This is a genomic window from Butyrivibrio sp. NC3005 (assembly GCF_000424545.1).
Taxonomy (GTDB): domain Bacteria; phylum Bacillota; class Clostridia; order Lachnospirales; family Lachnospiraceae; genus Butyrivibrio.
The window spans coordinates 98,094-123,486 of the sequence record NZ_AUKC01000007.1; the positions used below are offsets into that span (position 1 = coordinate 98,094).

The following is a 25,393-nucleotide window of genomic DNA, read 5'->3' on the forward strand; positions in this document are numbered from 1 at the left end:
TAGTAATATAATGTTAAAACAATATATTCGAAAAAAACTTACAGAAAAAGCGCACGCTGACTATGATAGGAGGGTGCGCCATGTACGTTTTTATTATGATGATTTTGTAAATGAATTTGAAAAAAAAGAAACCGGATTTCCGGAACATGAAAAAATGCTCCGGATTTTTTATGACCAGATTTCATCAAAAATTTTGACTCAAATGGAAGATTTGCCGGATGATACTCCGGTAATTTTTGCGTGCAGAAGAGGAAGAATATTAGAATGTGCTGATTCGTGGTTTGGCCATTTTTTTGCAACGCATGAAAATGTGCAGCTTGCATATGCCGATGAAGATGAAGTATCTGAGAGTGGTTATTTATCAAATCCTTATCTAAAACCAGATTGGTCTCCCGATTCTTATGAGAACGCATTTTATATAGGGAGCATCTTTGCTGCAAGGACAGGAATTGTTAGAAAGGCTATTTATGAAATTGAGTCAGGCAGAGGATTTTATGGAGCAGAAGGAACAAAAGTTATTGCTGCTGACAGGCTTTTTGGTACAATAGCAAAACTTTGCAAGGGATTTGAGAAAAGGGAAAAAATGGATTTTCCTATTGGACATGTTGATGAAATACTTTTTCACAGAGATAGTAAAGAAAGCCTCTTCTATGGAAGACCATTCCATAAGCAGTATCATAAGCTTGAAAAAAATCATGTGGTATCAATTGTTATTCCGTCCAAAGATCATCCAGATATATTAGGACAATGTATTAACTCTCTTATCGATATAAGCCAGAAAAGTTCACAGCTGAAAATAGAAATAATTGTTGTAGATAATGGAAGTAGTGATGACAACAAGACCAAAATTGAAGAAATGCTTCAAACATCGCGTGAAAGAGGAATTAGTAAGATAAATCTTATAAATATAGAATATCTGTACCAGAAAATGGATTTTAATTTCTCGAAAATGTGCAACCTTGGAGCTGATAAATCACAAGGTGATATGGTTCTGTTTCTGAATGACGATATTGAGATTGTTGATTCCATGTGGCTTACAGAACTTGTATATCAGGCTGAGAAAAGCTATGTAGGAGCGGTAGGAGCAAAACTTCTGTATCCTGAAAAAAATCTTATACAGCACGCAGGTATTACTAACATTCATTTAGGGCCTATGCACAAGTTACAAAGGCTTGATGATTCTAAGGAATACTATTTTCGTATGAACAGAGGTATACATGATATGGCAGGAGTAACTGCAGCATGCATACTTATGACCAAAGAACACTTTGTTGAGGCTGGAAAATACGATGAGAATATGGCAGTTGCTTTCAATGATGTTGATTTGAATTATAGATTGCTCAAAAAAGGTTATTATAATGTTTGTTGCAATCATATATCTCTTTTTCATCATGAATCTCTTAGCAGAGGTGATGATAATCAGGACGCTGCTAAACTTGAAAGAATGCTCAAGGAAAATGATATTCTTTTTGGAAAGCATGCGGATATGTATGACAGAGATCCGTTCTATCACAAATATCTAGATGGAAGACGAGTTCATCCTGAATATGAGATACTTGCTTATGAGAAAACTGTTCCTGCTGATCATCTAGGAGTATCTATGCCTGAAATAGTTAAAAATGGATACCCTGCACAATGGAAAAATGACTGTGTATGGGTAAGAGTTGAGTACAAAGGCACACTTAAGAAATGGAACAGATTATATTATACAGGAAAGAACAAGAACAAAGAAAAAAGTAGTGAAGGATATCTTGTTTCTGGTTATAGCTTTGTAATAGGAAGTGACAATAGTATTTATAAAAGAAAACTTGTGCTTAAGAGAGTAAAATCTGGAACAGACTTTACACCTGTTGAGAAGAAAGTTTATTCTTTTGATGTAAATGATGATTTGAGGGAAGATATTCGCAAGAATATATCTGACCAGGTTAATGTTGAGCTTACAGGTTATAGAGTGCGTATAGCCCAAAAGGCTCTTCCTGCAGGATATTATCAGATAGGAATGGTATATTTTGACAAGACAGGAAGAACCAGAGTAATGAACTGGGAAGAAAAAGCAATTAGCGTTGGATAAATAAAGTATTGAAGGGATGTAGAGGCATCATGGCAAATGAAGAAAAGGATTATAAGAGTGCATATGAGCATGAGCGATTGAAAAGTGCAGCGTTAGCTCAGAAAGTTGCAAGACTTGAGGATAAAAATCAAGAAATTCAGGCAAAGCTTGACCATATCAAAAACAATCCTATATGGAAAGCTTCCAAGCCTGCTAGAGATGTAATGCACTTTGTAATTCGACAGAAGGATAGAGTGGCAAATCAAGGCTCTCTTGCTGGTGTTGTTCGTAAAATTAAGTATAAACAAAGAGAAAAGAAAGCTAAGGCTTTTTATGGAACAGTTAGTTTTCCAGATGTAGCTACAAGAGAACAGGAGGAGAAAACTGTTTTTCCAAAGATGGTGAAAATCAGTATCCTTACACCTCTTTATAATACCCCTGAGAAGTTTTTGCGTGACATGATTGAATCGGTTATAAATCAGACTTATCAGAACTGGCAACTTTGTCTTGCTGATGGCAGTGATAAAGATCATGGTAGAGTAGCTGAGATTGTAAAAGAATATCAGGAAAAAGACAAAAAAGGAAGAATATCCTACGAGAAGCTCAAAGTAAATGATGGTATTTCTGGAAATACTAATGAATGTCTTAAGATGGCTACAGGAGAGTACATAGGACTTCTTGACCATGATGATATTCTTCATCCAGAAGTATTGTTTGCATATGTTAAGGCAATTAATGAACAGAACGCTGATTATCTTTATTGTGATGAAGCAACATTCCATAATGACAGCGTAGATAATATGATTACAATGCATTTTAAACCTGATTATGCAGTAGATACATTAAGAGCAAACAACTATATTTGTCATTTTTCAGTGTTTTTAAGAGATTTGTTATCAGAAACAGAGCTTTTTAGAAAAGAATTTGATGGAAGCCAAGATCATGATATGATCCTTCGCTTGACTGATAATGCCAAGAATATCGTACATATTCCTAGAATCTTATATTATTGGAGATCTCACGCAGGTTCAGTAGCATCAAGTATTACAGCTAAAGATTATGCTATAGAGGCTGCAAGAGGTGCAGTTGCAGACCATCTTAGAAGACATGGTTTCGAAAATTTTTCTATTACAAGTACTAGAGCTTTTGAGACTATTTTCAAGATTACATATGATATAAAGAATAATCCTAAGATTTCCATCATAATACCAAACTGTGATCATGAAGAAGATCTTAGAAGATGCATAAACTCAATAATAGAGAAATCTACATATGAAAATTATGAAATTGTAGTTGTAGAGAATAACAGTACAAGTAATGCCATAAGAAATTACTACAAAGAACTTGAGCAGGGTGAATATAAGTCTATTGTTAAAGTTGTAGATTTCGGAAAGCAGAAAAGCTTTAATTATTCGCAGGTAGTAAATTTTGGTGTTAAGAATTCTAGCGGTGAATATGTTCTTTTATTGAACAATGATACTTCGGTTATTACAGTAAATTGGATGGAAGAACTTCTTATGTATGCACAAAGAAGTGATGTCGGGGCAGTAGGTGGAAAATTATATTTCCCTAACAGGAAGATTCAGCATGCAGGAATAATTCTTCGTCTAGGTGCACATAGAACAGCAGGTCATGCTCACTATGGACAGGCTGGTCAGAATCTTGGGTACATGGGAAGATTATGCTATGCACAGGATATGAGTGCAGTGACAGGGGCTTGTCTTATGGTTTCCAGACAAAAGTATGATGAGGTTGGGGGCTTTGGAGAAGATTTTGAAATATCATTAAATGATGTGGATTTTTGCCTTAAACTTAGAGAGAAAAAATATTTAAATGTATTTACTCCTTTTGCAGAGCTTTATCATTATGAATCATTATCCAGAGGACTTGATAATGAAGGAGAAAAGGCAAAGAGATACGCTTTGGAATCAGATAAATTCAAGACAAAATGGAAAGATGTTTTGGATAAAGGCGATCCATATTATAATCCGAATTTTTCTTTGGATAGAAGCGATTTTTCTATAAATCTCAAAGGAATTGGAAATACAATTCTTGGAGGAGAATGAAAGGAAGTTAAAAATGAGCAAAGCACAAGAACAGTTTGAGTATTGGTTAAATGATCCGTATTTTGATGACGAAGTAAAAAAAGAACTTTTAGCTATCAGAAACAATAAAGAAGAAGTTGAAGATAGATTCTATCGCGAACTAGAATTTGGTACAGGCGGACTTAGGGGAGTCATAGGTAATGGAACTAATAGAATGAATATCTATACAGTTCGTAAGGCGACTCAGGGACTTGCTAATTACATTGTAAAAAACGCAGGCGAAGAAGGAAAGAAAAAAGGAGTAGCTATTTCTTTTGACTGTAGGCTATATTCTCCAGAATTTGCAGACGAGACTGCAAGATGTCTGGCAGCAAACGGAATTAAAGCTTATATTTTTAAAGAACTTCGTCCTACACCTGAGCTTTCATTTGCACTTAGATATCTTGGATGTATAGCAGGTGTAATGATTACAGCAAGCCACAATCCTCCGGAATATAATGGATATAAAGTGTATTGGGAAGACGGCGCGCAGATTACGCCTCCTCATGATAAAGGTATTATCGAAGAAGTCAAGTCTATTACAAATTATAATGATGTTAAAACTATATCTAAGAAAGAAGCTATGGAAAGCGGATTATATAATTTCGTTTTAGATGAAATTGATGATGCGTATATGGCTGAACTTAAAAAGCAGATACTTCATCCAGAAATTATTCAGGAAATGGCTGATAAACTCAGCATTGTTTATACTCCTTTCCACGGGACAGGCAATAAGCCGGTTAGACGTGTGCTTAAGGAACTTGGTTTTAAGAATGTATACGTAGTTCCGGAGCAGGAACTTCCAGATCCAAAGTTTACAACACTTGAGTATCCTAACCCAGAAGATCCGAAGGCATTTGAACTTGCTCTTAAACTTGCCAAGGAAAAGGATGCAGACATTGTTCTTGCAACAGATCCTGATGCAGATAGACTTGGTGTATATGCAAAAGATTCAAAGACTGGTGAATATAAGCAGTTTACAGGTAATATGTCAGGTATGCTTATTGGAGAATACATCCTTCGTGAGCGAAAGGCTCTTTGTAAGATGCCTGCTAATCCGGCTTTTGTAACAACAATAGTTACTACTAACATGGCGAGAAAAGTTGCAGAAAAGTATAATCAGCATTTTGTAGAAGTACTTACTGGTTTTAAGTATATCGGAGAGCAGATTAAGTTCTTTGAAGAAAACAACAATGAGTATAGTTATGTATTCGGACTTGAAGAAAGCTATGGCTGCCTTGCAGGAACACATGCAAGAGATAAGGATGCTGTAGTAGCAGTTATGATGTTATGCGAACTTGCTGCATTCTATAAGAAGAATAACAAAACAATATATGATGCAATGCTTGACATGTACAATGAGTATGGCTTCTACAAGGAAGGTCAGTATTCTATTACCATGAAGGGTATTGAAGGAGCAAAACAGATAAGTGCAATCATGGAAAAGCTCAGAAGTAATCCACCAAAGACTTTTGGAGAATGGAATGTTGAAGAGTTCAGAGATTATAAGAGCGGTGAGGTGATTGAACTTGCAACCGGAAACAAAAAGCGTACAAATCTTCCTGTTTCTAACGTTCTTTATTTTGCTCTTAATGACGATTGCTGGTGCTGTGCAAGGCCATCTGGTACAGAACCCAAAATCAAGTTCTATATGGGTGTGAAGGCAGAAAGCCTTGAAGAAGCAAATCAAAAAGAAGAAGAACTTACAAACGCAGTTAAAGCTTTGATAAAGTAAAAACATAATAAAAATATTAGAAAACAGATTTTTGTGTAACTAAATTGCTCAAAAGTCTGTTTTTTGTTGTGAAAAAAGGCTATAATCATAAAGGCTATCTAGGAAAAGAGTTTTTGATTGCCTGTTGGCAACTATTGGATTTGAGGTGACAAAATGCTTAATTCAATTAGAAAAACAATTAATTACGCAAAAAGAAATGGAATTAAGTCGGCATGTTATGCAGCCTTGGAGAGGCTTGGTGACAGTAAAGTTCCATATGTTTTTAACGCACCTTCAGATAATGAATTGATTAGAGAAAGAGAAGAGGTAAAATCATGGAAACTAGGAGAGAAAAATGGCGGTAAAAAAATGCCATTTTTCAGTATACTTGTTCCATGTTATAATACACCGGTTACATATTTTAAGGAAATGGTATCATCTGTTCTTTCACAAACATATCCTGACTTTGAACTGATTCTTGCAGATGCTTCAAAAGTTCCTGTATTAAAGCAGATTGCAGACGAATATTCAGATCATAGAATAAGATATGTTCATTTAGAAAAAAATAGTGGAATATCAGAGAATACCAATAAAGCATTAGAACTTGCCAATGGAGATTATTGCGCTCTTTTAGATCATGATGATTTATTAAGTGGTGATGCACTATATCATTTTGCTAAAAAAATACTTGGTTCATCTACACTGTCTGAGAGTAATTATCCTATTAGACTTCTTTATTCAGATGAAGATAAGTGTGATGGAGAGGGAAGAAAATTTTATGAGCCGCATATAAAGCCGGATTATAATTTTGATTATCTTCTTTCTAATAACTATATCTGTCATTTTACTGCAGTGCGAACAGATATTTTGAAGGAAATCAAATTTAGAGAGTACTATGATGGTGCTCAGGATTTTGATATGATTCTTAGAGTTTGCATGCAGGCTACAATTAATTCGGATGAAAAAAATATAGTGCATATTCCAAGAGTTTTGTATCATTGGAGATGTCATAATAATTCTACCGCTGTTAATCCTGAGAGCAAATCCTATGCTTATAATGCTGGAAGAAGAAATGTTGAAGATAATCTTAATGCTTCGGGAATAAAGGCTGAAGTTACAGACCTTCCTCATGTTGGCTTTTACAGAGTCAGCTATCCGGATGGAATTTTCAAGGCAAGAAGAGATATAGGAGTTGTTGGTGGAACAATCTATGGAAAAAGCAATGAGATAGTTGGAGGCCTTTATAAGGAAAATGGTGAAGTTATGTTTAAAGGACTTCATAAAGGTTTTAGTGGAGGATTTCAGCATAGAGCTGTGTGTCAGCAGGATGCTGAGGCTGTTGATTTAAGATGTATGAAAATTAGAAAAAATCTTAGACCATTATTAAAAGAAGTTACGGGATTAACCTATCTTGGGAAAAAAGAAAGAATGGCACTTAAATCAAGTGATGAAGTGTTTGAAACAACATCTTATGAAAAAGAAACAGGACATAGGATTGAAATTCCAAAAAACTGGGATGAAGAGAAGATTCGAAGAGAAAGTATTCGTTTCTGCAAGGTAGTCAGGAAACAGGGATATAAAATTCTCTGGGATCCTATGATGAAACAAAAATAGGAGTACTGTTTGCTTTTAGAAAAGTAAATGAGTAAGAAGTGATAGAACTTAAATTTAGAAAGGTTTGTAATGATAAAGACCACCGTAATAATACCCAATTACAATGGGAAAGCCTATCTAGAAAAGTGTATTGAATCGGTGAAAAATCAAACGGTTGAAGTTGACATAATAGTTGTTGATAATGCTTCAACTGATGATAGTTTGGAATATTTGGAAAGTCTTCCTGTAAAATTAATAAAACTTGGCGAGAATACAGGGTTTTCAAATGCTGTAAATGTTGGAATACAAAGTGCAGTCACTCCATATGTTTTTCTTTTGAACAATGACACAGAATGTGAAAATGATGCAATTGAAAGACTTGAAAGAGCAATGGAACAAAATAAAAGAGTATTTTCGGTTCAGGCAATGATGGTTTCTTTGAAGAACAAAGACATTGTTGATGACAGCGGAGATTATTATTGTGCGCTTGGAATGGCTTTTACTCTTGGAAAAGATAGGAATAAATCACGATTTAACAGAATAAGAAAGATTACAAGTGCCTGTGCAGGTGCAGCACTATATAACAAAAAAGCCTTTGATGAAATAGGCTTTTTTGATGTGGCTCATTTTTGTTACCTTGAAGATGTAGATATAGGTTATAGAGCAAGACTTTATGGATATACAAATCTTATAGAACCAAAAGCTGTAGTGTATCATGCAGGAAGCGCCACAAGCGGTTCAAGATACAATCCTTTTAAGCAAAGATTTAGTGCTGGAAATAATATCTATTTTTTATGGAAAAACATGCCGCTTTTTCAGCTTTTAATAAATTTTCCGTTGCTGCTTTTGGGAATAGGATTAAAAGGATGTTTCTTTTTGAAAAAAGGCTTGGGAAAACCTTATTTTCAGGGGATTTCAGAGGGACTGAAAAAGATAAAGGACAATCCTGATAAAAAAATTAAGTTTACGTTAAGACGTTTGTTATATTATGTTAAGATACAGATGGAACTGTGGTATAATACGATTATAAAAATGGTTGGCTGACTTAGGTTAGTGGGAGGATTATGATTAAGGATAACCAAAAACATCTCAACCGCATGCAGGTTATACTTGATGGATGCGTTGTTGCGATTTCATATATAATTGCGTATTACATGCGATTTTATTCAAGATTTGCAGACCCAAATGATGTAAAGGTTGCATATTCGGCAGAAGTGTATTTTAAGGCACTTTATTTTATTGTGCCCTGCTATCTTTTTGCTTATAATTTTGTGAATCTGTATGCATCTAGGCGTACATCACATGGAAGAAGTGATTTTTATAAGATAGTTAAAGGAAATCTTATAGGTCTTCCGGGATTTATTGTGAGTTTGTACATGATTCAAGTAAGTGATTTCTCTAGAGGAATGTTGTTTATTTTCTTTGGAGTTAATATCTTTTTATGTACATTTGGAAGACTTGTTATAAGGTTTATATTGCAGTATTTTAGAGAAAAAGGATACAACTTAAAACATGTTCTTTTAGTTGGATATTCTCGTTCAGCTGAAAGTTATATTAGAAGAATAGAGGATAATCCTCAGTGGGGATATGTTATAACAGGAATTCTTGATAATAGAGTGCCAGTAGGAACTGCTTATCATAAAGTTAAAGTGATAGGTAAAATTAATCAGCTCCAAGAGTTTATTGAGCAAAATGAGTATGATGAAATAACAATTACCTTGGCTCTTGATCATTATGACAGTCTTGAAAAATTAGTGTCTATTAGTGAGAAGTCAGGAATTCATACAAAGTTTATTCCTGATTACTCATCATTGTTTCCCAGTAACCCCTATACGGAAGATGTTGAAGGGTTACCTGTTATCAACATCAGGTATGTACCTTTGACTGATACATGGAATAAGCTTATAAAGCGTATCGTGGATATAATAGGTTCACTTTTATGTATAATAATTTTTTCTCCTGCAATGATATTTGCTGCAATTGCGGTAGGAATAAGTACAGACGATTCAATTATATATAAGCAGGAAAGAATAGGACTTAACGGCAAACCCTTTAAAATGTACAAATTCCGCACAATGATTTCGCAGAATGTTAAGGATGAAGCAAAAGCATGGACTATAAAAAATGACCCTAGGGTAACACCTGTTGGAAGATTTTTGAGAAAAACAAGTATTGATGAAATGCCTCAATTTTTCAATGTTCTTATGGGCTCAATGTCACTTGTAGGGCCAAGGCCTGAAAGACCAAGTTACGTAGAAAAGTTCAAGGAACAAATACCACGTTATATGGTTAAACATCAAGTTAGACCTGGTATAACAGGATGGGCACAAATAAATGGATTTAGAGGTGATACATCCATTAAACAGAGAATTGATTATGATATTTATTATATAGAAAACTGGACGTTGGGTTTTGATATAGAAATCCTGTTCGGTACTATTTTTCATGGTTTTGTCAATAAAAATGCGTACTAATAATTTTGCGACTATTTTATTTGAGCAAGAGTAGGTTGCTGGATTAAGAAAAATACTACTTGGTAGCCAGTATTTGAATGAAATTGACGTGAACATACAAAATGTGGCAAAATATAAAGTAGCGTGTTTATTAGAAGAATTAAATGCGCTATTTTTGTGGTGTAGGAGCACTTGTTTTAATAAGAGTGTTAAAGATGAAAAGAATATAAATAAGAGTTAGAGGAGCAAGATTTTTAAATGGGAGAATATGAAAATCGAAACAGAGCTTCTAGACCTGTGGGCAGATCTGGCGCTGATTCAAACAGAAGATATCAAAGAGATGAAATGGATTTTTCGGAATATCGCGAAGCAGATAGAAGAAGACCTCAGCATAGAACTGAAGCTGCTAGAAAGATTTCACAGCAGGGTAGAAGACCGGCGCCTTCTAAAGGGGCAAGAGGAACTTCTTATGGAGAAAGAAGACCTCAGGATGATTATAGACGGCCAGCTGGAAATGGAAGAAGACCTCAGAATTCATCAAGTAGGCAGAACATGTCAAGAAGACCTGAAAATCATAGAAGGAAGAATAAAAAGAGCTCAATTGCGATTATTATTGTAGAACTTATCGTAATTGCTCTTTTAGCCAGTTTTGCATGTTTTTTTGTCTTTAAACTTAATGTAAGCAAGGTAACAGAAGTTAAGGTTAATGAGGATGATATTAATAAAAAAATTGCCCAGAAAGTTAATGAAAACGTTGCAATGAAAGATTATTGGAACATAGCTTTGTTTGGCGTTGATTCAAGGGATGGAGTACTTAGCAGTGGAACAAGAACTGACTGTATTATCATTGCGTCTGTAAATCAGAAGACTGGTGCTATTAAGCTTTGCAGTGTTTATCGTGATACTTATCTTAATCAATCTTTTTCCAGCAAACAGCAGTATGGAAAATGTAACGCAGCTTATTCCTATGGTGGACCTGAACAGGCTATCAACATGCTTAATACTAATCTCGACATGGATATTAGAGATTTTGTTACAATTGGTTTTGGTGGTCTTACAGATATTATTGATGAACTTGGTGGAGTTGAGATATCCGTAGAAGATGATGAAATTGTACACCTTAACAACTATCAGAGCACTATGGCTAAAGAGCTTAACAAGAAGTATAAAGCGGTAACAGCACCTGGAGTGCAGACTCTTACAGGACTTCAGGCAACTGCTTATTGTAGAATACGTTATACTGCAGGAAATGATTTCGCACGTGCGCAGCGTCAAAGAGAAGTGATTCAGGCTATAATGACAAAAGCTCGTACAGCAAATGTTAATACTCTAACAAATATTGCCAATAGAGTATTTGATGAAATGGCAACATCGTTAAAACTTTCAGATGTAGTAGATTTACTGGGTAACATTACTAAGTATCAGATTGTGGCAGATGACGGGTTTCCACAGGAAAATCAAAGATGGACAGGTAAGGTTGGCGGAGCCAGCAGTATTGTTCCTGTTTCACTTGAATCAAATGTTTCATGGTTACATCAATTCCTGTTTGATGAAAGCGGATACGCAGTTTCTGATACAGTAAAGAATTATAGTGGTACTATTTCTTCAAAGACAGCAGGACTTTATTAAAACGTTGTTGTTCACAACAGAATATTACAGTGTACTTTGAGATGATGCATAGAGTGAATTTATTTCAACTTGCCTGAGTTTGCTCTTATAACACTATCTCATGAAATGCGCAAGATAGTGCACATTTTTGTTTGAACAGTAGCTGATAAAAATTATATGGAGTCGGGGAAATACCTCGACTCTTTTTAAGGAAAAGAATAAAATGTTTAATGTAGATATAATTATACCAACCTACAAACCAGGGAAAGAACTGTTAACTCTTTTAGATAGGCTTTGTGAGCAAACTCTTTTACCTAAAAAGATTATTATAATGAACACGGAAAAAAGTGAATTTTCTAAGAATTTTACTGATGAAGAATTAAAAAATCGATATAATAATGTTGAAATCATAATAAGTCATATTTCAAAAAATGAGTTTGATCATGGTGGAACCAGAAGAAAGGCAGTTGAAGAATATTCCACTTCGGAACTTTTTCTTTGTATGACACAAGATGCAATTCCAGCGGATAGAACATTTTTATTAGAGCTTAGTAGAGTTTTCGAAAAAGATGAGAACGTTGCGGCAGCATATGCACGACAGCTTCCAAGACATGATTGCAGCCCTGAAGAATTATATGCCAGAAAGTTTAATTATTCCGTATCACCAATCAGAAAGACCAAGAAAGATATACCTGTGCTTGGAATTAAGACTTTTTTCTGCTCTAATGTATCTGCAATGTATAGAAGACAAATATATGATAAGCTTGGAGGCTTTTTAAAAAAAGCAATATTTAATGAAGATATGGTTTATGCAGGAAATGCAATAAAGGCTGATTATGCAATATGTTATGTGCCTACAGCGGGCGTTGTTCATTCACATAATTACAGTTGCAGTCAGCAATTTCACAGAAATTTTGACAATGGTGTTTCCCAGGCGATGCATCCAGAAGTATTTGCAAATATTGTCTCTGAGTCAGAAGGAATGAAAATGGTTAAAGGAACTGTAAGGTATCTTCAAGATATTCATAAATCTTACCGTATACCATACTATATTCTTTCAGTATCAAGCAGATATTTAGGTTTCAGACTTGGAAAAATGTATAAGGTATTGCCTAAATGGTTTGTGAAAAAATGTAGTCTTAACAAGAACTTTTGGAATAACAGATAATATGGTTGCTGCGTACTGTAAAGCAAGAAAATAGTACCAAAAGATGTCTCGGAAAGGGGATAGTGTATGGAACTTAAAATTGGAAACGAGCAAGATATTCATACATGGGAAGAAGTTATCTTGATTTATCATTCTGCATTAAAGCAGATAAATACTAAGATTGAAATTCTTAATGACGAATTTCAGCAGGTTCATCGTTATAACCCTATTGAGCACATTAAATCCAGAATTAAGACTTCTGAAAGTATTGTGAAAAAATTAAAAAGACATGGATATGACGTAACTATCGAAAACATGGTAAAATATGTCAATGATATTGCAGGTATTCGTGTAATATGTTCTTTTTCTGATGATATCTATCAAATTGCAGATATGATCAGTAACCAGAGCGATATAAGGACAATAGCTGTAAAAGATTATATTATGAATCCCAAGTCAAGCGGCTATAGAAGCTACCATATGGTAGTAACTGTTCCTGTTTATCTATCTGATAGAATTATAGATACGCGCGTAGAAATTCAAATACGTACAGTAGCTATGGATTTCTGGGCTTCACTCGAGCACAAAATTCAGTATAAATTCGAAGGAAATGCGCCTACTCATATCAATACAGAGCTTTTAGAATGTGCACATATGGTTTCAGAACTTGACACCAGAATGTTGGCGCTTAATAATGAGATACAAGAAATTGCGGCTCAAAAAGAGCGAGAAAAACTAGAGATGCAAAAGGTTAATTAATGAGGAGTGCCCAGACACCTTTCGGCGCCTGGGCTATTATGAAAAAATTATCTATCTTGCGAGTTGGAATAGTTGCACAACTCATTGATTGAGTATGAATATACTATAGTTAATAAATGTGAACATAATATGAACATGTGATGAATAACTATTTAATTTGCATAAAAAAAGCATAAAGTTCCCGAAGACGTTGTACAATGTATACAATAGCATTTGTGCAACTCGGTAGTAATTATTGTTACTGATTGCTTAAGAGAGCAATTCAGGTGTATGTACATTCCATTTTAAAAAAGAGGACTGGAATGAATGGAGAGTGATTATGAAGAGAAGGAACAATGAGACTTGGGGAGAAAGGATCATGGACAATCTAATGGATAGGGTAGCAGAGAGAATAAGCGCTCAGGAAATGATAAAAGCTAATGCTGCTGCGGAGGCTGCTGAGACAGAACGATTACGTACGCAGGTTATGCAGCATCAGCAGGAAATGGATGAGATTAGAGAAAAAGCTAACGAACTAAGTGATATTCTTCAAGAAATGAGAACATTTCTTGAAAAGAAGACTAATGAGAACAGTTTGAATATAAGCGAAGAGCGCATCAAACAGATGATACAGGTTATGACTAATCAGGCCAAAGATATTAAGGCATTATCTAATATCACTACTACGGTACTGACAAAATTTGAATCACTAGTTGAAGGCGTTAATTCATGCAGTGAAAAAGATGATGCTATCTTTGAAAAAATTGATGATTTTGAACAAAAAACAGAGAATGTATCTTTAAAATTTGAAGATATAGTTCTAAAACTTAGAGATGTATCCCTTAAAATCGAAGATAAAAGTCAGATTGAGGATATGAATAGAAAAGTCGGAGACTTTTCTGCTAAAACTGATGATATATGCTCGGGGATTGCTGAAATTAAGAGCAATAGCAGCGAACTTTTTTCTAAAATTGATGATTTTAGTTCGAAACAGACAGAGCTTTCTGTTAAAATAGAAGAACTGAAAAAAGGTTTATCAGAATTAGTACTTCAGGATATGCAAAAGTATTTGGATGAACATTTTGATAAATCAGATAAACAGACTCACGACATAGGTGTTCAGGTATATCGAAATGTTCAAAGTTCGATTGTTGAAGAGCAAAAAAAACAGTCAGCTGAACTAATTGATAATATCAAGAAAGAAAATGATTCTTTAGCTGGAATTATTGCTGAAGAAACTTCTGCGGAGCTTCACGGAGAAATTGAGAAATTATCAGAAGATATTAAAAACCAGCAAGAATTAATTGATCAACTGTCCAGACAGGTATCAAAAAATAAATCCTCTAAGGGACTTAATGTCATAATACTGATTTTTGTATTGGCAATGTTTATTATTAAGGTCCTGGAGTTATGTCAGTTATTGTAAAGGAATGAAAAATGGCAAAAGAAATGTGGAAACCGGGAAATATGTTATATCCAATTCCGGCAGTGATGGTTTCTTGTCAAAGGAAGGGTGAGAAGCCAAATATTATTACAGTTGCATGGGCGGGGAATATATGTTCAACACCTGCTATGCTGTCAATTTCTGTAAGAGAGTCACGATACTCATATGACATCATAAAAGAGTCAGGTGAATTTGTGGTAAATCTTGTGAACCGAAAACTAACAAAAGCTGCAGACTGGTGCGGTGTTAGAAGTGGAAGAGACTATGACAAATTTGCTGAAATGAATCTAACACAGCAAAAGTCTAATATGATTTCTGCCCCAGGAATACTTGAAAGTCCTGTAAATATCGAGTGCAAAGTTAAAGATGTAATAAAGCTTGGTACACATGATATGTTTATAGCGGAAGTTATGTGCGTTGATATTGATGATAGATATCTTGATGAAAATAAGACTCTTGATTTGAAAAAGGCAGATCTTGTAAGTTACAGCCACGGAGAATATTTTGCACTTGGTGAAAAACTTGGAAAATTCGGCTATTCAGTTGCCAAAAAGGTAAGTTCACAGTCAGGCGGGAAAGATCAAAAGACTTCATATAAAACAAAATCTAAAAAGTCTTTCGATAAAACGAAGTCTTTTGTCTCAAAGTCTTCAAAAAAACAGGCTGCATTTAAAAAGAAGAAGCCAAAAAAGTGATAATAAAAGGGAATTTAAAAGGGTAAATAAAATAAGGGAGTATGGGGAAACCCAAAGTATTACTGTTTGCAAAAGAACTAGTAATGTCAAGTTTTAAATGAAACAATTTACAAGTCATTATAAAAAAATAAAATATAAGTTTTATACTACATCTTTAGTTTGTGTAGGAATATGGACAATTCTATTTTTTCCAAATATAAAAAAAATTGATATGTCTGGTGATAACGTGTATGTTGTCAGGCTGAATGGAGAGGAAGTTGGAGTAGTGTCAGATAAAAACGATGCTAAATCCGCACTTCGAAAGGCAAGAAAGAAGCTTGCCGGTGATGGTGACGAGCTTGTTATGGCAAAATCCAAGCTTTCATTTACAGGAAAACATGCCGTTTGGCAGGCAGTGGATGATGAAAAAGAGCTTTCATCAAAAATGCTGGATGTTTTGAACAGAAATAAAAAGAGTACTCTTCAAAGATGCTTTACAATAAAGATAAATGAGTTTTCTATAAACGTTGCAAGCATGGAAGATGTTCAGACTATTCTTGAGGCAGCAATGAGTAAGTATGATTCCGACAAGAAGTTTGCGCCTGAACTTGTCACAGATCCTGATAGAGAAGTTAATGTTCTAACAGCAAAAATAAATACAACCGAGATAATCAAGAAAAGAGAAGAACAGGCTAATTCGCTTTTTCCGAAGGCTGGAGTTGCACTAGCACTTGAAAATCCGGAATTTGAAGGCGAGACTGATTTTAAGAGTATGGATTTCTCTGATTATGAACTCGGAATACAGGATATGAAGTTTGGAGATAAGGTTGAAATCGTCGAAGCATATCTACCGACTTATGAAATAAGCGACACTAAGACAGCGATAGAAAGTGTCACCAAAGATCAGGAAAAAAATCAGATTTATGAAGTACGTTCTGGCGATACACTTGGTGCAATTGCCATGAAATATAATTTGAGCTTAAAAGATCTTATAGCAATGAATGAATCGCTTGAGAATGAAAATTCCATGATAAGAGTTGGTGATGAACTTACAGTTACAGTTCCTCAGCCGGAGTTGTCAATTATACATACCGAACTTCAGTGCTATGAAGAAGATTATGATGAAAAAACAAAATATGTTGATAATGATTCCTGGTTTACCAATAAGAGTGTAGTAGTTCAGGAAAAGCAGACAGGCCATCATAGAGTTGTAAATTTGAATACATACCAGAATGATTCGAAGATAGAAAATGAAACTATCAAAGAAGAAGTAACCAAAAAAGCTATTCCTCTTATAGTAGAACGAGGAACACTCGTTCCTCCAACGTACATTAAGCCGATTTCAGGAGGACGTCTCTCGTCAGGATTTGGAAGACGTAACAGGCCTACAAGAGGTGCCAGTTCCTTCCACAAGGGCATAGACTGGGCGACTCCTGTAGGAACAGCAGTCATGGCTTCCTCTGGCGGTACAGTAGCTAGAGCGGGCTGGGCAAGTGGTTATGGTTATTGTATATATATCAACCATTCTGATGGTAAGCAGACACGATATGGACATTTATCAAGAGTTCTTGTATCTGTTGGTCAAAGAGTAAGACAAGGAGAAAAGATTGCACTTAGTGGAAATACTGGTGTTAGTACGGGTGCTCATCTGCATTTTGAGATATTGGTAAATGGAACGCAGGTTAATCCGTTCTCCATTCTCTAATTGTATAAAATTACATTTACAAAACAAACATTCCTTGCTATAATATGGATTTGTTTGTAGATGTTTTTCTTATGGTAAGATGATAACTATGTAGCGGGTTGCAATGCGACTCTTAGCTCTATATATGATTAAATTTGAGAGGCTGGTTGGGATATACAAAGGTGTGTTGACAACTGGTATTTGAGGATAAAATGGAAAAATATATTATCAAAGGTGGTTCGCCTCTTGTTGGTGAGGTTGAGATTGGTGGTGCAAAAAATGCAGCATTGGCAATACTTGCTGCTGCTACAATGACCGATGATTCAGTTCATATCGATAATATGCCTGATGAGCGTGATACAAATGTATTACTTCAGGCTATGGAGAGCATTGGCGTTATAATTGACAGAGTGAATCGTCATAGTGTAGTAATAAATGCTTCACAGGTTAAAAATCATACAATTGAGAATGAGTTTATTAAGAAGATTCGCGCTTCTTATTATCTTATTGGTGCGCTTCTTGGGAAATACCGTCATGCACAGGTTGTGCTTCCTGGCGGATGTGATATAGGACTAAGACCTATAGATCAGCATATCAAAGGATTCAGTGCTCTTGGCGCGACAGTTCTTATTGAGCATGGAATAATAAATGCAAAAGCTCAGAAACTCGTAGGGAGTCATATTTATCTTGATATGGTATCTGTCGGAGCTACTATTAATATTATGATGGCAGCATGTATGGCTGAAGGTCTTACAATTATTGAGAATGCCGCTAAGGAACCACATGTTGTTGATATAGCTAACTTTCTTAACAGCATGGGAGCTAATATTAAAGGTGCAGGTACAGATGTGATTAGAATTCGTGGAGTTGAGAAACTTCATGGAACTGATTATACTATTATTCCGGATCAGATTGAGGCTGGAACATTTATGGTAGCAGCAGCAGCTACTCATGGTGATGTCACAATTAAAAATGTTATTCCTAAGCACCTTGAATCCATTAGTGCTAAGCTTGAAGAAATGGGATGTCAGATTCACGAATCTGATGATGCGGTTCGTGTAGTAGCTACAAAGAGACTTACAGCTACACATGTTAAGACTCTACCGTATCCTGGATTTCCAACAGATATGCAGCCTCAGATTACTGTCGCTCTTGCTATGGCAAGTGGAATCAGCATTGTTACTGAAAGTATTTTTGAGAATCGATTTAAGTATGTTGATGAATTAACACGTATGGGAGCTAGCATCAAGGTTGAAGGTAGCTCAGCGATAGTAACAGGTGTAGAGAGAATGACAGGTGCAGATATGAGTGCTCCTGACCTTAGAGCCGGTGCAGCACTGGTTATTGCAGGACTTGTCGCAGAAGGTTTTTCTACACTCGATAATATAAAGTTTATTGAACGAGGCTATGAGGATTTTGAAATAAAACTTAGAAGTCTTGGAGCTAACATAGAAAAAGTTGATACAGACGCAGAAGAGCAGAAATTTCGCCTGAAAGCAGGGTATGGAGATATCGCGCAATAATTATTGGCAATTATTCAAAAGGCAAATGGTCTGAGGCAGAAGCCTGTTAAGTTGACCATCTTGTGTGACTGTGGAAATATAGTAAAGAAAAAGTGGTCATTGGTGACCACTTTTTTTTGTTATACCCAAAGTTATAGGAAGTATCTTTTTCTGAATTTCACCAATGATAAGGCATATAAATAGAGTGATAATAGAAGGTATGATACATATTGCTAATGTTTTTATGCTATCAGTATTCTTTAAAGCTTTTCCAAGAGGTGTTATAAGAGTCTGCATCATTATAATAGGAAATTTATTCCAGCAAAGTATTTGAAGCGTGTTTCGTCCTACATAATTCCAAAAAGCAGTTATATTAGAAAAGGTATTTCCGAAGAGCAAAAATGAAATTGCAAAAAAACAAGAACATAAAAAGAATAGAACATAATTGCCATATTCATCGGTTCTTGAACTTGTTATACCATTGGTTACACATAAAACAGTACCTACTGAAAATAAAGTTATTGCATACAAAAACATTACAATCTTTTTGGGGCATATTTTTTTGTAAAGTTTAAAGCAAAGATTAATTTTATCAGATGTAGTGGTATCTTTTTTTATCTCATCTAGAATAAGAGTCTTAATACATGCACCAAATTCAAAAAAAGGTAAATGACACATGGCTGTTTCTAATTGAAAAGGAAAAAACAGCTTGGGAAAGTGCGTGATTATATAATTTCCAGTCAGACAGATAATCAACGAATAAAGAATTCTTGATATAACAAGCGTTTTATTTTTCGCAGTTTTTTGAAAAAGTAAAGTTAATACTTCTAAAAATAAATCTAGAATGAAAATCATAAAAAGGCAAGGCAGAAACCATAAAGATCTGTTAAATCTAAGCCCGCCATTTTTAGAACTTCCATAGATTGTTAACCATAAAGATGACATAAAATCTGAATAGGAGGCTGAAGTTCCGAGCTTTTTCGAAACAAAAGATCCAAGAAGCATGAAAATAATAATGCTAATTGATGCGGTAAACAAATATGGAATAAGAATAGTTCTTGCTTTCTTTTTCAAAAAATCTTTACTTACAGTACATTTACTGGTCATACCAGCTAATACAAAGAAGACAGGAACAGATGCGGGCACTAGAAAAGAAAAGAAAAGGCCGTCCCTTAAAACGTGCCCAAGGACGACCAGGAAAATACATGTTGCTTTTGCAAAATCAATTGAAGTAATTCTTTTTTGGTTCATAAATAAAATCCTTTGTACATAGTAGTCATTAAATTATGGCTTCAATATAAAGATCAGGGTTTTGAGAAAGATCAATATATTTGCTGCCAACGCGAATTGTGGGTTTGGCCAAATGATCACGGTTGATATAAACGATATCACCTTCTAGTCCGTTATTCAAGCGGACACGGTTAAGAAGATAAGTATTAACTATATTGGTAAGAAACGTAATTATCGCTTTTGTATCATATTTCTGAAGGCCTTCGCTTTCAAATAGGGAAATAGCAACAAATGGACATAATGGTCCTCTATAAACCCTAGCGCTAGTCATTGCATCATAAACATCTGCGATTGCTACAATTTTAGCAAAAGGATCAATTTGATCAGCAGATAAATGAAGTGGGTATCCTGAGCCGTCACAGCGCTCGTGGTGCATTAGAACGGCATTTTTTATATGAATATCAAGGTTAAGATTTTTGAGTAGTTTAAACCCCTCCATAGGATGAGTTTGAACAATTGTATATTCATAGTCGGTTAATTTGGAAGGTTTTGTGATTATTTGATCTGGAATCATAATCTTGCCAACGTCATGCAAAAGACCTGCGACAGTTAGAAGCTTTAAATCTTCATCAGAGAATTTTAACCACTGACCTAGCACATTGCTGATAAGAGAAACGTTAACACAGTGAATATACGTTGCATCATCATACTGTCTTAGACTATGAAGCATGTCGAAGACATTAGAAGGACTGCAGGTCTGCTGAAGAAGGTTATAAATAGGATCTGTAAAATCAATAAGATTGAAATCACATTCACCATTGATGATTTTGTTTATGCAATTTTCAAAACTGCTTGATGCATTTTCAAAATCGGCTTTGAATTGTTTAAATTCATTTGTCTGCTGCAATCTCTGAGCATAGGAAAGAGTGCTGTTATCTGAATAACTGACATTGTCTTTTATAGGAGTTATGGAATCTTCGACCATGACATTGATTATTCCATAGAATTCCAATTTGGTGATAGACTGATCAGTCAAAGTAGTACCTTCGGTAAGAATTAATTGTTCGTTATTGTAAGTGTAAACATTTTCAGCCAGGGTCATCCCTGGTAAAAGGTTAGCTGTTAAGACACGTTTCATAGATAATCCTCTATTCAAATATGTTTTATTAACAACACTGCGATAACACATTAATCATACCATACAAGCCGGAATTTGTAATGCATTAGTAATTATTGTTTTTTATATTCAAAAAGACTACCACATCTGTGGTAGCCTAAAATGATAGAACTAAGTGTTAGGAACGTGTAGTTCCACCTTCTACAAAATTAACGGGAATATTTGTGACATTTTTTACCTTTTCTCCATCAATCATTTTAAGAAGAATTTGAATACCAGTTCTTGCAATTTCTTCTATTGGCTGTCTGATGCTTGAAATAACTGGAACTCCAGTTATGTAATCCTCCATTCCGTCAAAACCAATTATCTGTACATCTTCAGGTACTTTAACATTATTCTGACGAAGCTCGTTCAAAAGAATGTATGCCAGATGATCGGAACTTGCAAAAACGCCATCATATTTGAATTTTCCATCAGATAATATATTGTTTGATAGAACACCATGAACAAGTTTTTTGTAATTATCAGATGGATACATAAAACCTGTATCCGCTTGATTATAATCCATAAAACTAAGCACATTATGCTCTATTCCATTTTCTTCACAATACTTTTTAAAACCATCAATCCTATGAATTGGTTCCGAGTCATAATCTGATCCAGCCCAAAGGCACAAAAGATTTTTGGATCCTTTTTTGTGAAGAGTTTTTGCTGCAAGATATCCACCACCTTCATTGTCACAGGCAATACATGGAACTTTATCGTTGAAATGACGATCGAAAGAAACCATGGGAACACCGCTTAGCGATGGATCTTTAATTTTTGAATAGGTAACACCAAAAATTCCATCTACTCTGCTAATAGCAGCAGTAGAAACATAAGAATTAATTTTAGATGCATCATTACGTGAAATGCAAATGAGCATCCTTTTGCCACATGTATTTAGCTCTTTTTCAATAGCATCAAGCATGGGAGGAAAAAGAGCATTCATCAGTGTCGGAACAATGACAGCAATGTCATTTGTTTTTTGCGCTTTTAGTCCATGCGCATTTGGATTAACGTGGTAATGCAGCTTTTTTATAGATTCTTCAACCCTAATTCTATAATCATCGCTTACATGTATACCGTTTAGTACCTTGGAAACAGTTCCAAGAGAAACCCCAGCGTCTTTTGCAACATCTTTAATAGTAGCCATAAAATAGTCCCTTTATATGCGGTAAAACAAATTGTTACCGGAAATTGTGAAAGTACTTACATGCACGTAAAATGAAACGTTTTACGCCTCTATCATAATAATGTCACATGTGACTGAAGAATACAACAAGTCAAACTTCACAAAAAATTAATTTGTTTTCGTGCAATTAATCTAATTTACAAACTGATTTAAATTTGGTATTGTTGAAATGTGCCAATGATAAATAAAAAATAGATGACACGTTGCTGAAAAAGATACCGCTAGGAAAGCGGTTTATTTTGTGAAAACAAGTGAAACGTTTCATTTGATTTTATGTACTGGCTATTATATAATTAACGATATAAAGAATATCTATAAACAAAAAATAGATTTATTGGTGGAAAGGATTTTTTATGAATACAGAGTACAAAAGAGTTGCTTTAGATAGTGATGTCGCTGATAAGATTCAGGCTCTTGTTAATCAGAAACCGGCAACGGTTCCAGCTGACAAAAATATTCCGCATGGAGATATGCCTGGAGATAAAATTGAAATTGAAGATAGTCATGTTGCAAAGGCTGAAACGATTTTTCCTGAACTTGCAAGACTTCTTGCTCCAATAGCAGAGAAGAATCCATATGGAAGAACTGTTGTATGTGTATGTGGCGGATCTGGTGTTGGAAAGTCTGAAATTGCATCTCTTTTATCATTCTATTTAAATGAGGCAGGCATCGGTAGCTACACACTTTCAGGTGATAACTATCCACACCGCATTCCTATGTACAACGATGCTGAAAGACTTCATGTATTCAGAGAAAATGGAATTAGAGGAATGGTTGATGCGTCTTCTATGAACTCTGAGAATTTCGCATTGGTTCAGAAATGGCAGCAGGAAGATGATGATGCAAATAAAACTCACATTGATGAATATCCATGGTTTAAGTCATATATAGATGCTGGTTCTAAGGCTCTTGCAGGATATCTTGGTACCAGAAATGAGACAGATTATGACGAAGTTACATCTATCCTTAAGGCTTTTAAAGATGGTGCAGACAAGATTTGGCTTCGCCGAATGGGAAGAGACATGAGCAGTCTTTGGTATGATGAGGTTGACTTTAGTGATACAAAGGTTCTTATAGTTGAATGGACACATGGTAATAGCGACTATATAGATGGAGTAGATGTGCCGGTTCTTCTTAACAGTACACCTGAGGAAACACTTGCTCACCGCAGATCACGTGCTAGAGATGGTAAGGTTGATAGTGCATTTACAACTCTTGTTCTTAACATTGAGCAACGTGAACTTCATAATCAGGCACATAAAGCAAAGATTATCATATCAAAAGATGGAAAAATAATAAGCTACGATGAGTATTGTAAGCTTATGGATGGACAGTTTTGAAAGGAAAATATAAATGAGTACTAAATATACAGATAATGGGCCAATGCTTAATGCTTATCCAGATAGTGTTGGTGGTACACTTGGCGATATCGTTTCATTCTTAGAGAAGCCTGAACTTAAAGATGTATTTCAGTCATTTTATATTTTACCTAGTATCTTTAATACAGATCTTGATAGAGGTTTTTCTGTTATAGATTATGGAATAAATGAACAGCTTGGTTCTAAAGAAGATTTAGATAGGCTTCGTGCACTGGGAATGAATTTAAAACTTGATTTTATCTTGAATCATGCTTCAGTTCTTTCACCACAATTTCAAGATTTGATTAAAAATGGTGAAAATTCAAAATATAAGGATTTTTTCATCAACTGGAATAAGTTTTGGGATGGATGCGGAGAAATGACGAAAGAAGGATATATCCAGCCAGACGAGAAATATATAAAAGATATGTTTTTCAGAAAGCCTGGACTTCCAATTCTTATGGTTCGCATGCCAGATGGAACTGATGTTCCATATTGGAACACATTTTATCAGGAAGTTCGTTATCCGGAATTTGATGCAATGGATTTAATGGATAAGATGTCCATGCAGTATCTTACAGCAGATAAGCTTTCTAGGCGTATCAACAGTGAATTGAAAGCTGGTAAAACACCAAATGAAATTGATTTTACTGGTTTTGAAAAATACAAAGATGGGTGCATAGATCTTCTTGAGAGTAATCGTAAATATCTAGGTCAGATGGATTTGAATATAAATTCAGATTTGGTTTGGGAGCATTATGAGAATACGCTTAGAACGCTTTCTGAATATGGTGCAAAGATAGTTCGTCTTGATGCATTCGCCTATGCACCAAAGACACCAGGCAAGAAGAATTTCCTCAATGATCCGGATACTTGGGAACTCTTGGAAAAAGTCAGAAAACTTGCAAATAAGTACAATGTACAGCTTCTTCCAGAGATTCATGCAAGCTACGGAGAGAAGATTTATGAAACAGTAGCAAAGAAAGGCTATATGACATACGATTTCTTCCTTCCGGGACTTCTTATCGATGCGATTGAGAAAAGAAACGGAAAAGACCTTATGCGCTGGGCACAAGAGATGTACGACAATAAGATTCGTGCAGTCAACATGCTTGGATGTCATGATGGAATTCCAATGCTTGACCTTAAAGGTTTTCTTCCGGATGAAGAGATTCAGGGACTTATTGATACAATTGTATCGAGAGGCGGACTTATCAAGAATCTTCACGGTGCAAAGAATATGTATTATCAGGTTAATGCAACTTATTATAGTGCACTTGGAGATGACGACCAAAAGATGCTTCTTGCAAGAGCTATTCAGATGTTTATGCCTGGAAAACCACAGGTTTGGTATCTTGATTTATTCGCAGGTAAGAATGATTTCGATGCTGTAGCAAATGCAGGAGCAGGCGGACATAAGGAAATCAACAGAACCAACATAAAGCCTGAAGATATTGATTCTAGACTTAAGAATGATGTTGTAGTTAAACAGCTTGATCTTCTTCGTATGCGTAATACTTGTAAGGCATTTGGATTTGATGCAGAGTTTTCACAGAAGGTTGATGGAAACAAGTTAGAAATGTCTTGGAAAAATGAAGGACATACAGCTACACTTCATGCTGATTTTGCAGATTATTCATTCACAATTGAGACAACATAAAAAAGATTAGTAATTCCCTATACGTAGTTGAGGGCGAGATGCCCTCAACTTATAGTAAATGATTATGCTAAACAAATTCACATAGATAGATATCTCTTAGCAT

General features: G+C 35.1%; 18 protein-coding genes. 15 read left to right on the forward strand and 3 right to left on the reverse strand.

Annotated features, from left to right (window positions below):
* The first annotated feature begins 10 nt into the window (after positions 1-10).
* The 13 genes from G634_RS0103480 (at position 11) to G634_RS0103545 (ending at position 18,712) form a co-directional block, all read left to right on the forward strand.
* Complete coding sequence (locus G634_RS0103480; RefSeq protein WP_035798730.1) at positions 11-2,071, forward strand: glycosyltransferase family 2 protein; 2,061 nt, start codon at positions 11-13, stop codon at positions 2,069-2,071.
* A gap of 29 nt (positions 2,072-2,100) precedes the next feature.
* Positions 2,101-4,116: a glycosyltransferase family 2 protein gene (locus G634_RS0103485; protein WP_035798733.1), complete on the forward strand. Its 2,016-nt coding sequence runs from the start codon at positions 2,101-2,103 to the stop codon at positions 4,114-4,116.
* A gap of 13 nt (positions 4,117-4,129) precedes the next feature.
* Positions 4,130-5,869: a phospho-sugar mutase gene (locus G634_RS0103490; protein WP_026504124.1), complete on the forward strand. Its 1,740-nt coding sequence runs from the start codon at positions 4,130-4,132 to the stop codon at positions 5,867-5,869.
* 153 nt (positions 5,870-6,022) lie between these two features.
* Complete coding sequence (locus tag G634_RS17850) at positions 6,023-7,462, forward strand: glycosyltransferase family 2 protein (RefSeq protein ID WP_051233657.1); 1,440 nt, start codon at positions 6,023-6,025, stop codon at positions 7,460-7,462.
* A 69-nt stretch (positions 7,463-7,531) separates the two neighbouring features.
* Positions 7,532-8,485 (forward strand): glycosyltransferase family 2 protein, encoded by a 954-nt coding sequence (locus tag G634_RS0103500; protein ID WP_026504125.1) that lies wholly within the window; start codon positions 7,532-7,534, stop codon positions 8,483-8,485.
* A gap of 20 nt (positions 8,486-8,505) precedes the next feature.
* A complete protein-coding gene (locus G634_RS0103505) occupies positions 8,506-9,915 on the forward strand; it encodes an undecaprenyl-phosphate glucose phosphotransferase (RefSeq protein WP_026504126.1) in 1,410 nt (469 codons plus the stop codon).
* Positions 9,916-10,152: 237 nt separating this feature from the next.
* Positions 10,153-11,523 (forward strand): LCP family protein, encoded by a 1,371-nt coding sequence (locus tag G634_RS17855; protein WP_155830499.1) that lies wholly within the window; start codon positions 10,153-10,155, stop codon positions 11,521-11,523.
* A gap of 202 nt (positions 11,524-11,725) precedes the next feature.
* Positions 11,726-12,670, forward strand: coding sequence for a glycosyltransferase (locus G634_RS0103515; protein WP_026504127.1), 945 nt, complete (start codon positions 11,726-11,728; stop codon positions 12,668-12,670).
* A gap of 66 nt (positions 12,671-12,736) precedes the next feature.
* Entirely contained in the window at positions 12,737-13,408 is a 672-nt protein-coding gene (locus G634_RS0103520; protein ID WP_026504128.1) for a GTP pyrophosphokinase, read from the forward strand.
* Between the two features lie 319 nt (positions 13,409-13,727).
* The gene (locus G634_RS0103530) at positions 13,728-14,813 is read left to right on the forward strand and encodes a hypothetical protein (RefSeq protein ID WP_026504129.1); all 1,086 of its coding nucleotides are present in this window, start codon (positions 13,728-13,730) and stop codon (positions 14,811-14,813) included.
* Between the two features lie 11 nt (positions 14,814-14,824).
* Positions 14,825-15,526, forward strand: a complete 702-nt coding sequence (locus tag G634_RS17860) for a flavin reductase family protein (RefSeq protein WP_051233658.1) — start codon at positions 14,825-14,827, stop codon at positions 15,524-15,526.
* A gap of 265 nt (positions 15,527-15,791) precedes the next feature.
* Positions 15,792-17,210: a M23 family metallopeptidase gene (locus G634_RS0103540; RefSeq protein ID WP_242826757.1), complete on the forward strand. Its 1,419-nt coding sequence runs from the start codon at positions 15,792-15,794 to the stop codon at positions 17,208-17,210.
* A 191-nt stretch (positions 17,211-17,401) separates the two neighbouring features.
* Complete coding sequence (locus tag G634_RS0103545) at positions 17,402-18,712, forward strand: UDP-N-acetylglucosamine 1-carboxyvinyltransferase (RefSeq protein ID WP_026504131.1); 1,311 nt, start codon at positions 17,402-17,404, stop codon at positions 18,710-18,712.
* A gap of 96 nt (positions 18,713-18,808) precedes the next feature.
* Here the strand turns inward: G634_RS0103545 and G634_RS0103550 are convergent, their stop codons facing one another.
* The 3 genes from G634_RS0103550 to G634_RS0103560 form a co-directional block, all read right to left on the reverse strand.
* Positions 18,809-19,942, reverse strand: coding sequence for an acyltransferase family protein (locus G634_RS0103550; protein ID WP_026504132.1), 1,134 nt, complete (start codon positions 19,940-19,942; stop codon positions 18,809-18,811).
* Positions 19,943-19,970: 28 nt separating this feature from the next.
* Positions 19,971-21,059 (reverse strand): HD-GYP domain-containing protein, encoded by a 1,089-nt coding sequence (locus G634_RS0103555; RefSeq protein WP_026504133.1) that lies wholly within the window; start codon positions 21,057-21,059, stop codon positions 19,971-19,973.
* A 157-nt stretch (positions 21,060-21,216) separates the two neighbouring features.
* Positions 21,217-22,233, reverse strand: coding sequence for a LacI family DNA-binding transcriptional regulator (locus G634_RS0103560; protein WP_026504134.1), 1,017 nt, complete (start codon positions 22,231-22,233; stop codon positions 21,217-21,219).
* A gap of 392 nt (positions 22,234-22,625) precedes the next feature.
* On the opposite strand from G634_RS0103560, the gene G634_RS0103565 reads away from it, so the two are divergent.
* Both G634_RS0103565 and G634_RS0103570 read left to right on the forward strand, forming a co-directional pair.
* On the forward strand, positions 22,626-23,612 hold the full coding sequence (locus tag G634_RS0103565) for an adenylyl-sulfate kinase (protein ID WP_242826758.1): 987 nt from the start codon (positions 22,626-22,628) through the stop codon (positions 23,610-23,612).
* Between the two features lie 13 nt (positions 23,613-23,625).
* On the forward strand, positions 23,626-25,290 hold the full coding sequence (locus tag G634_RS0103570) for an alpha-amylase family glycosyl hydrolase (RefSeq protein ID WP_026504136.1): 1,665 nt from the start codon (positions 23,626-23,628) through the stop codon (positions 25,288-25,290).
* The last annotated feature ends 103 nt before the right edge of the window (positions 25,291-25,393 follow it).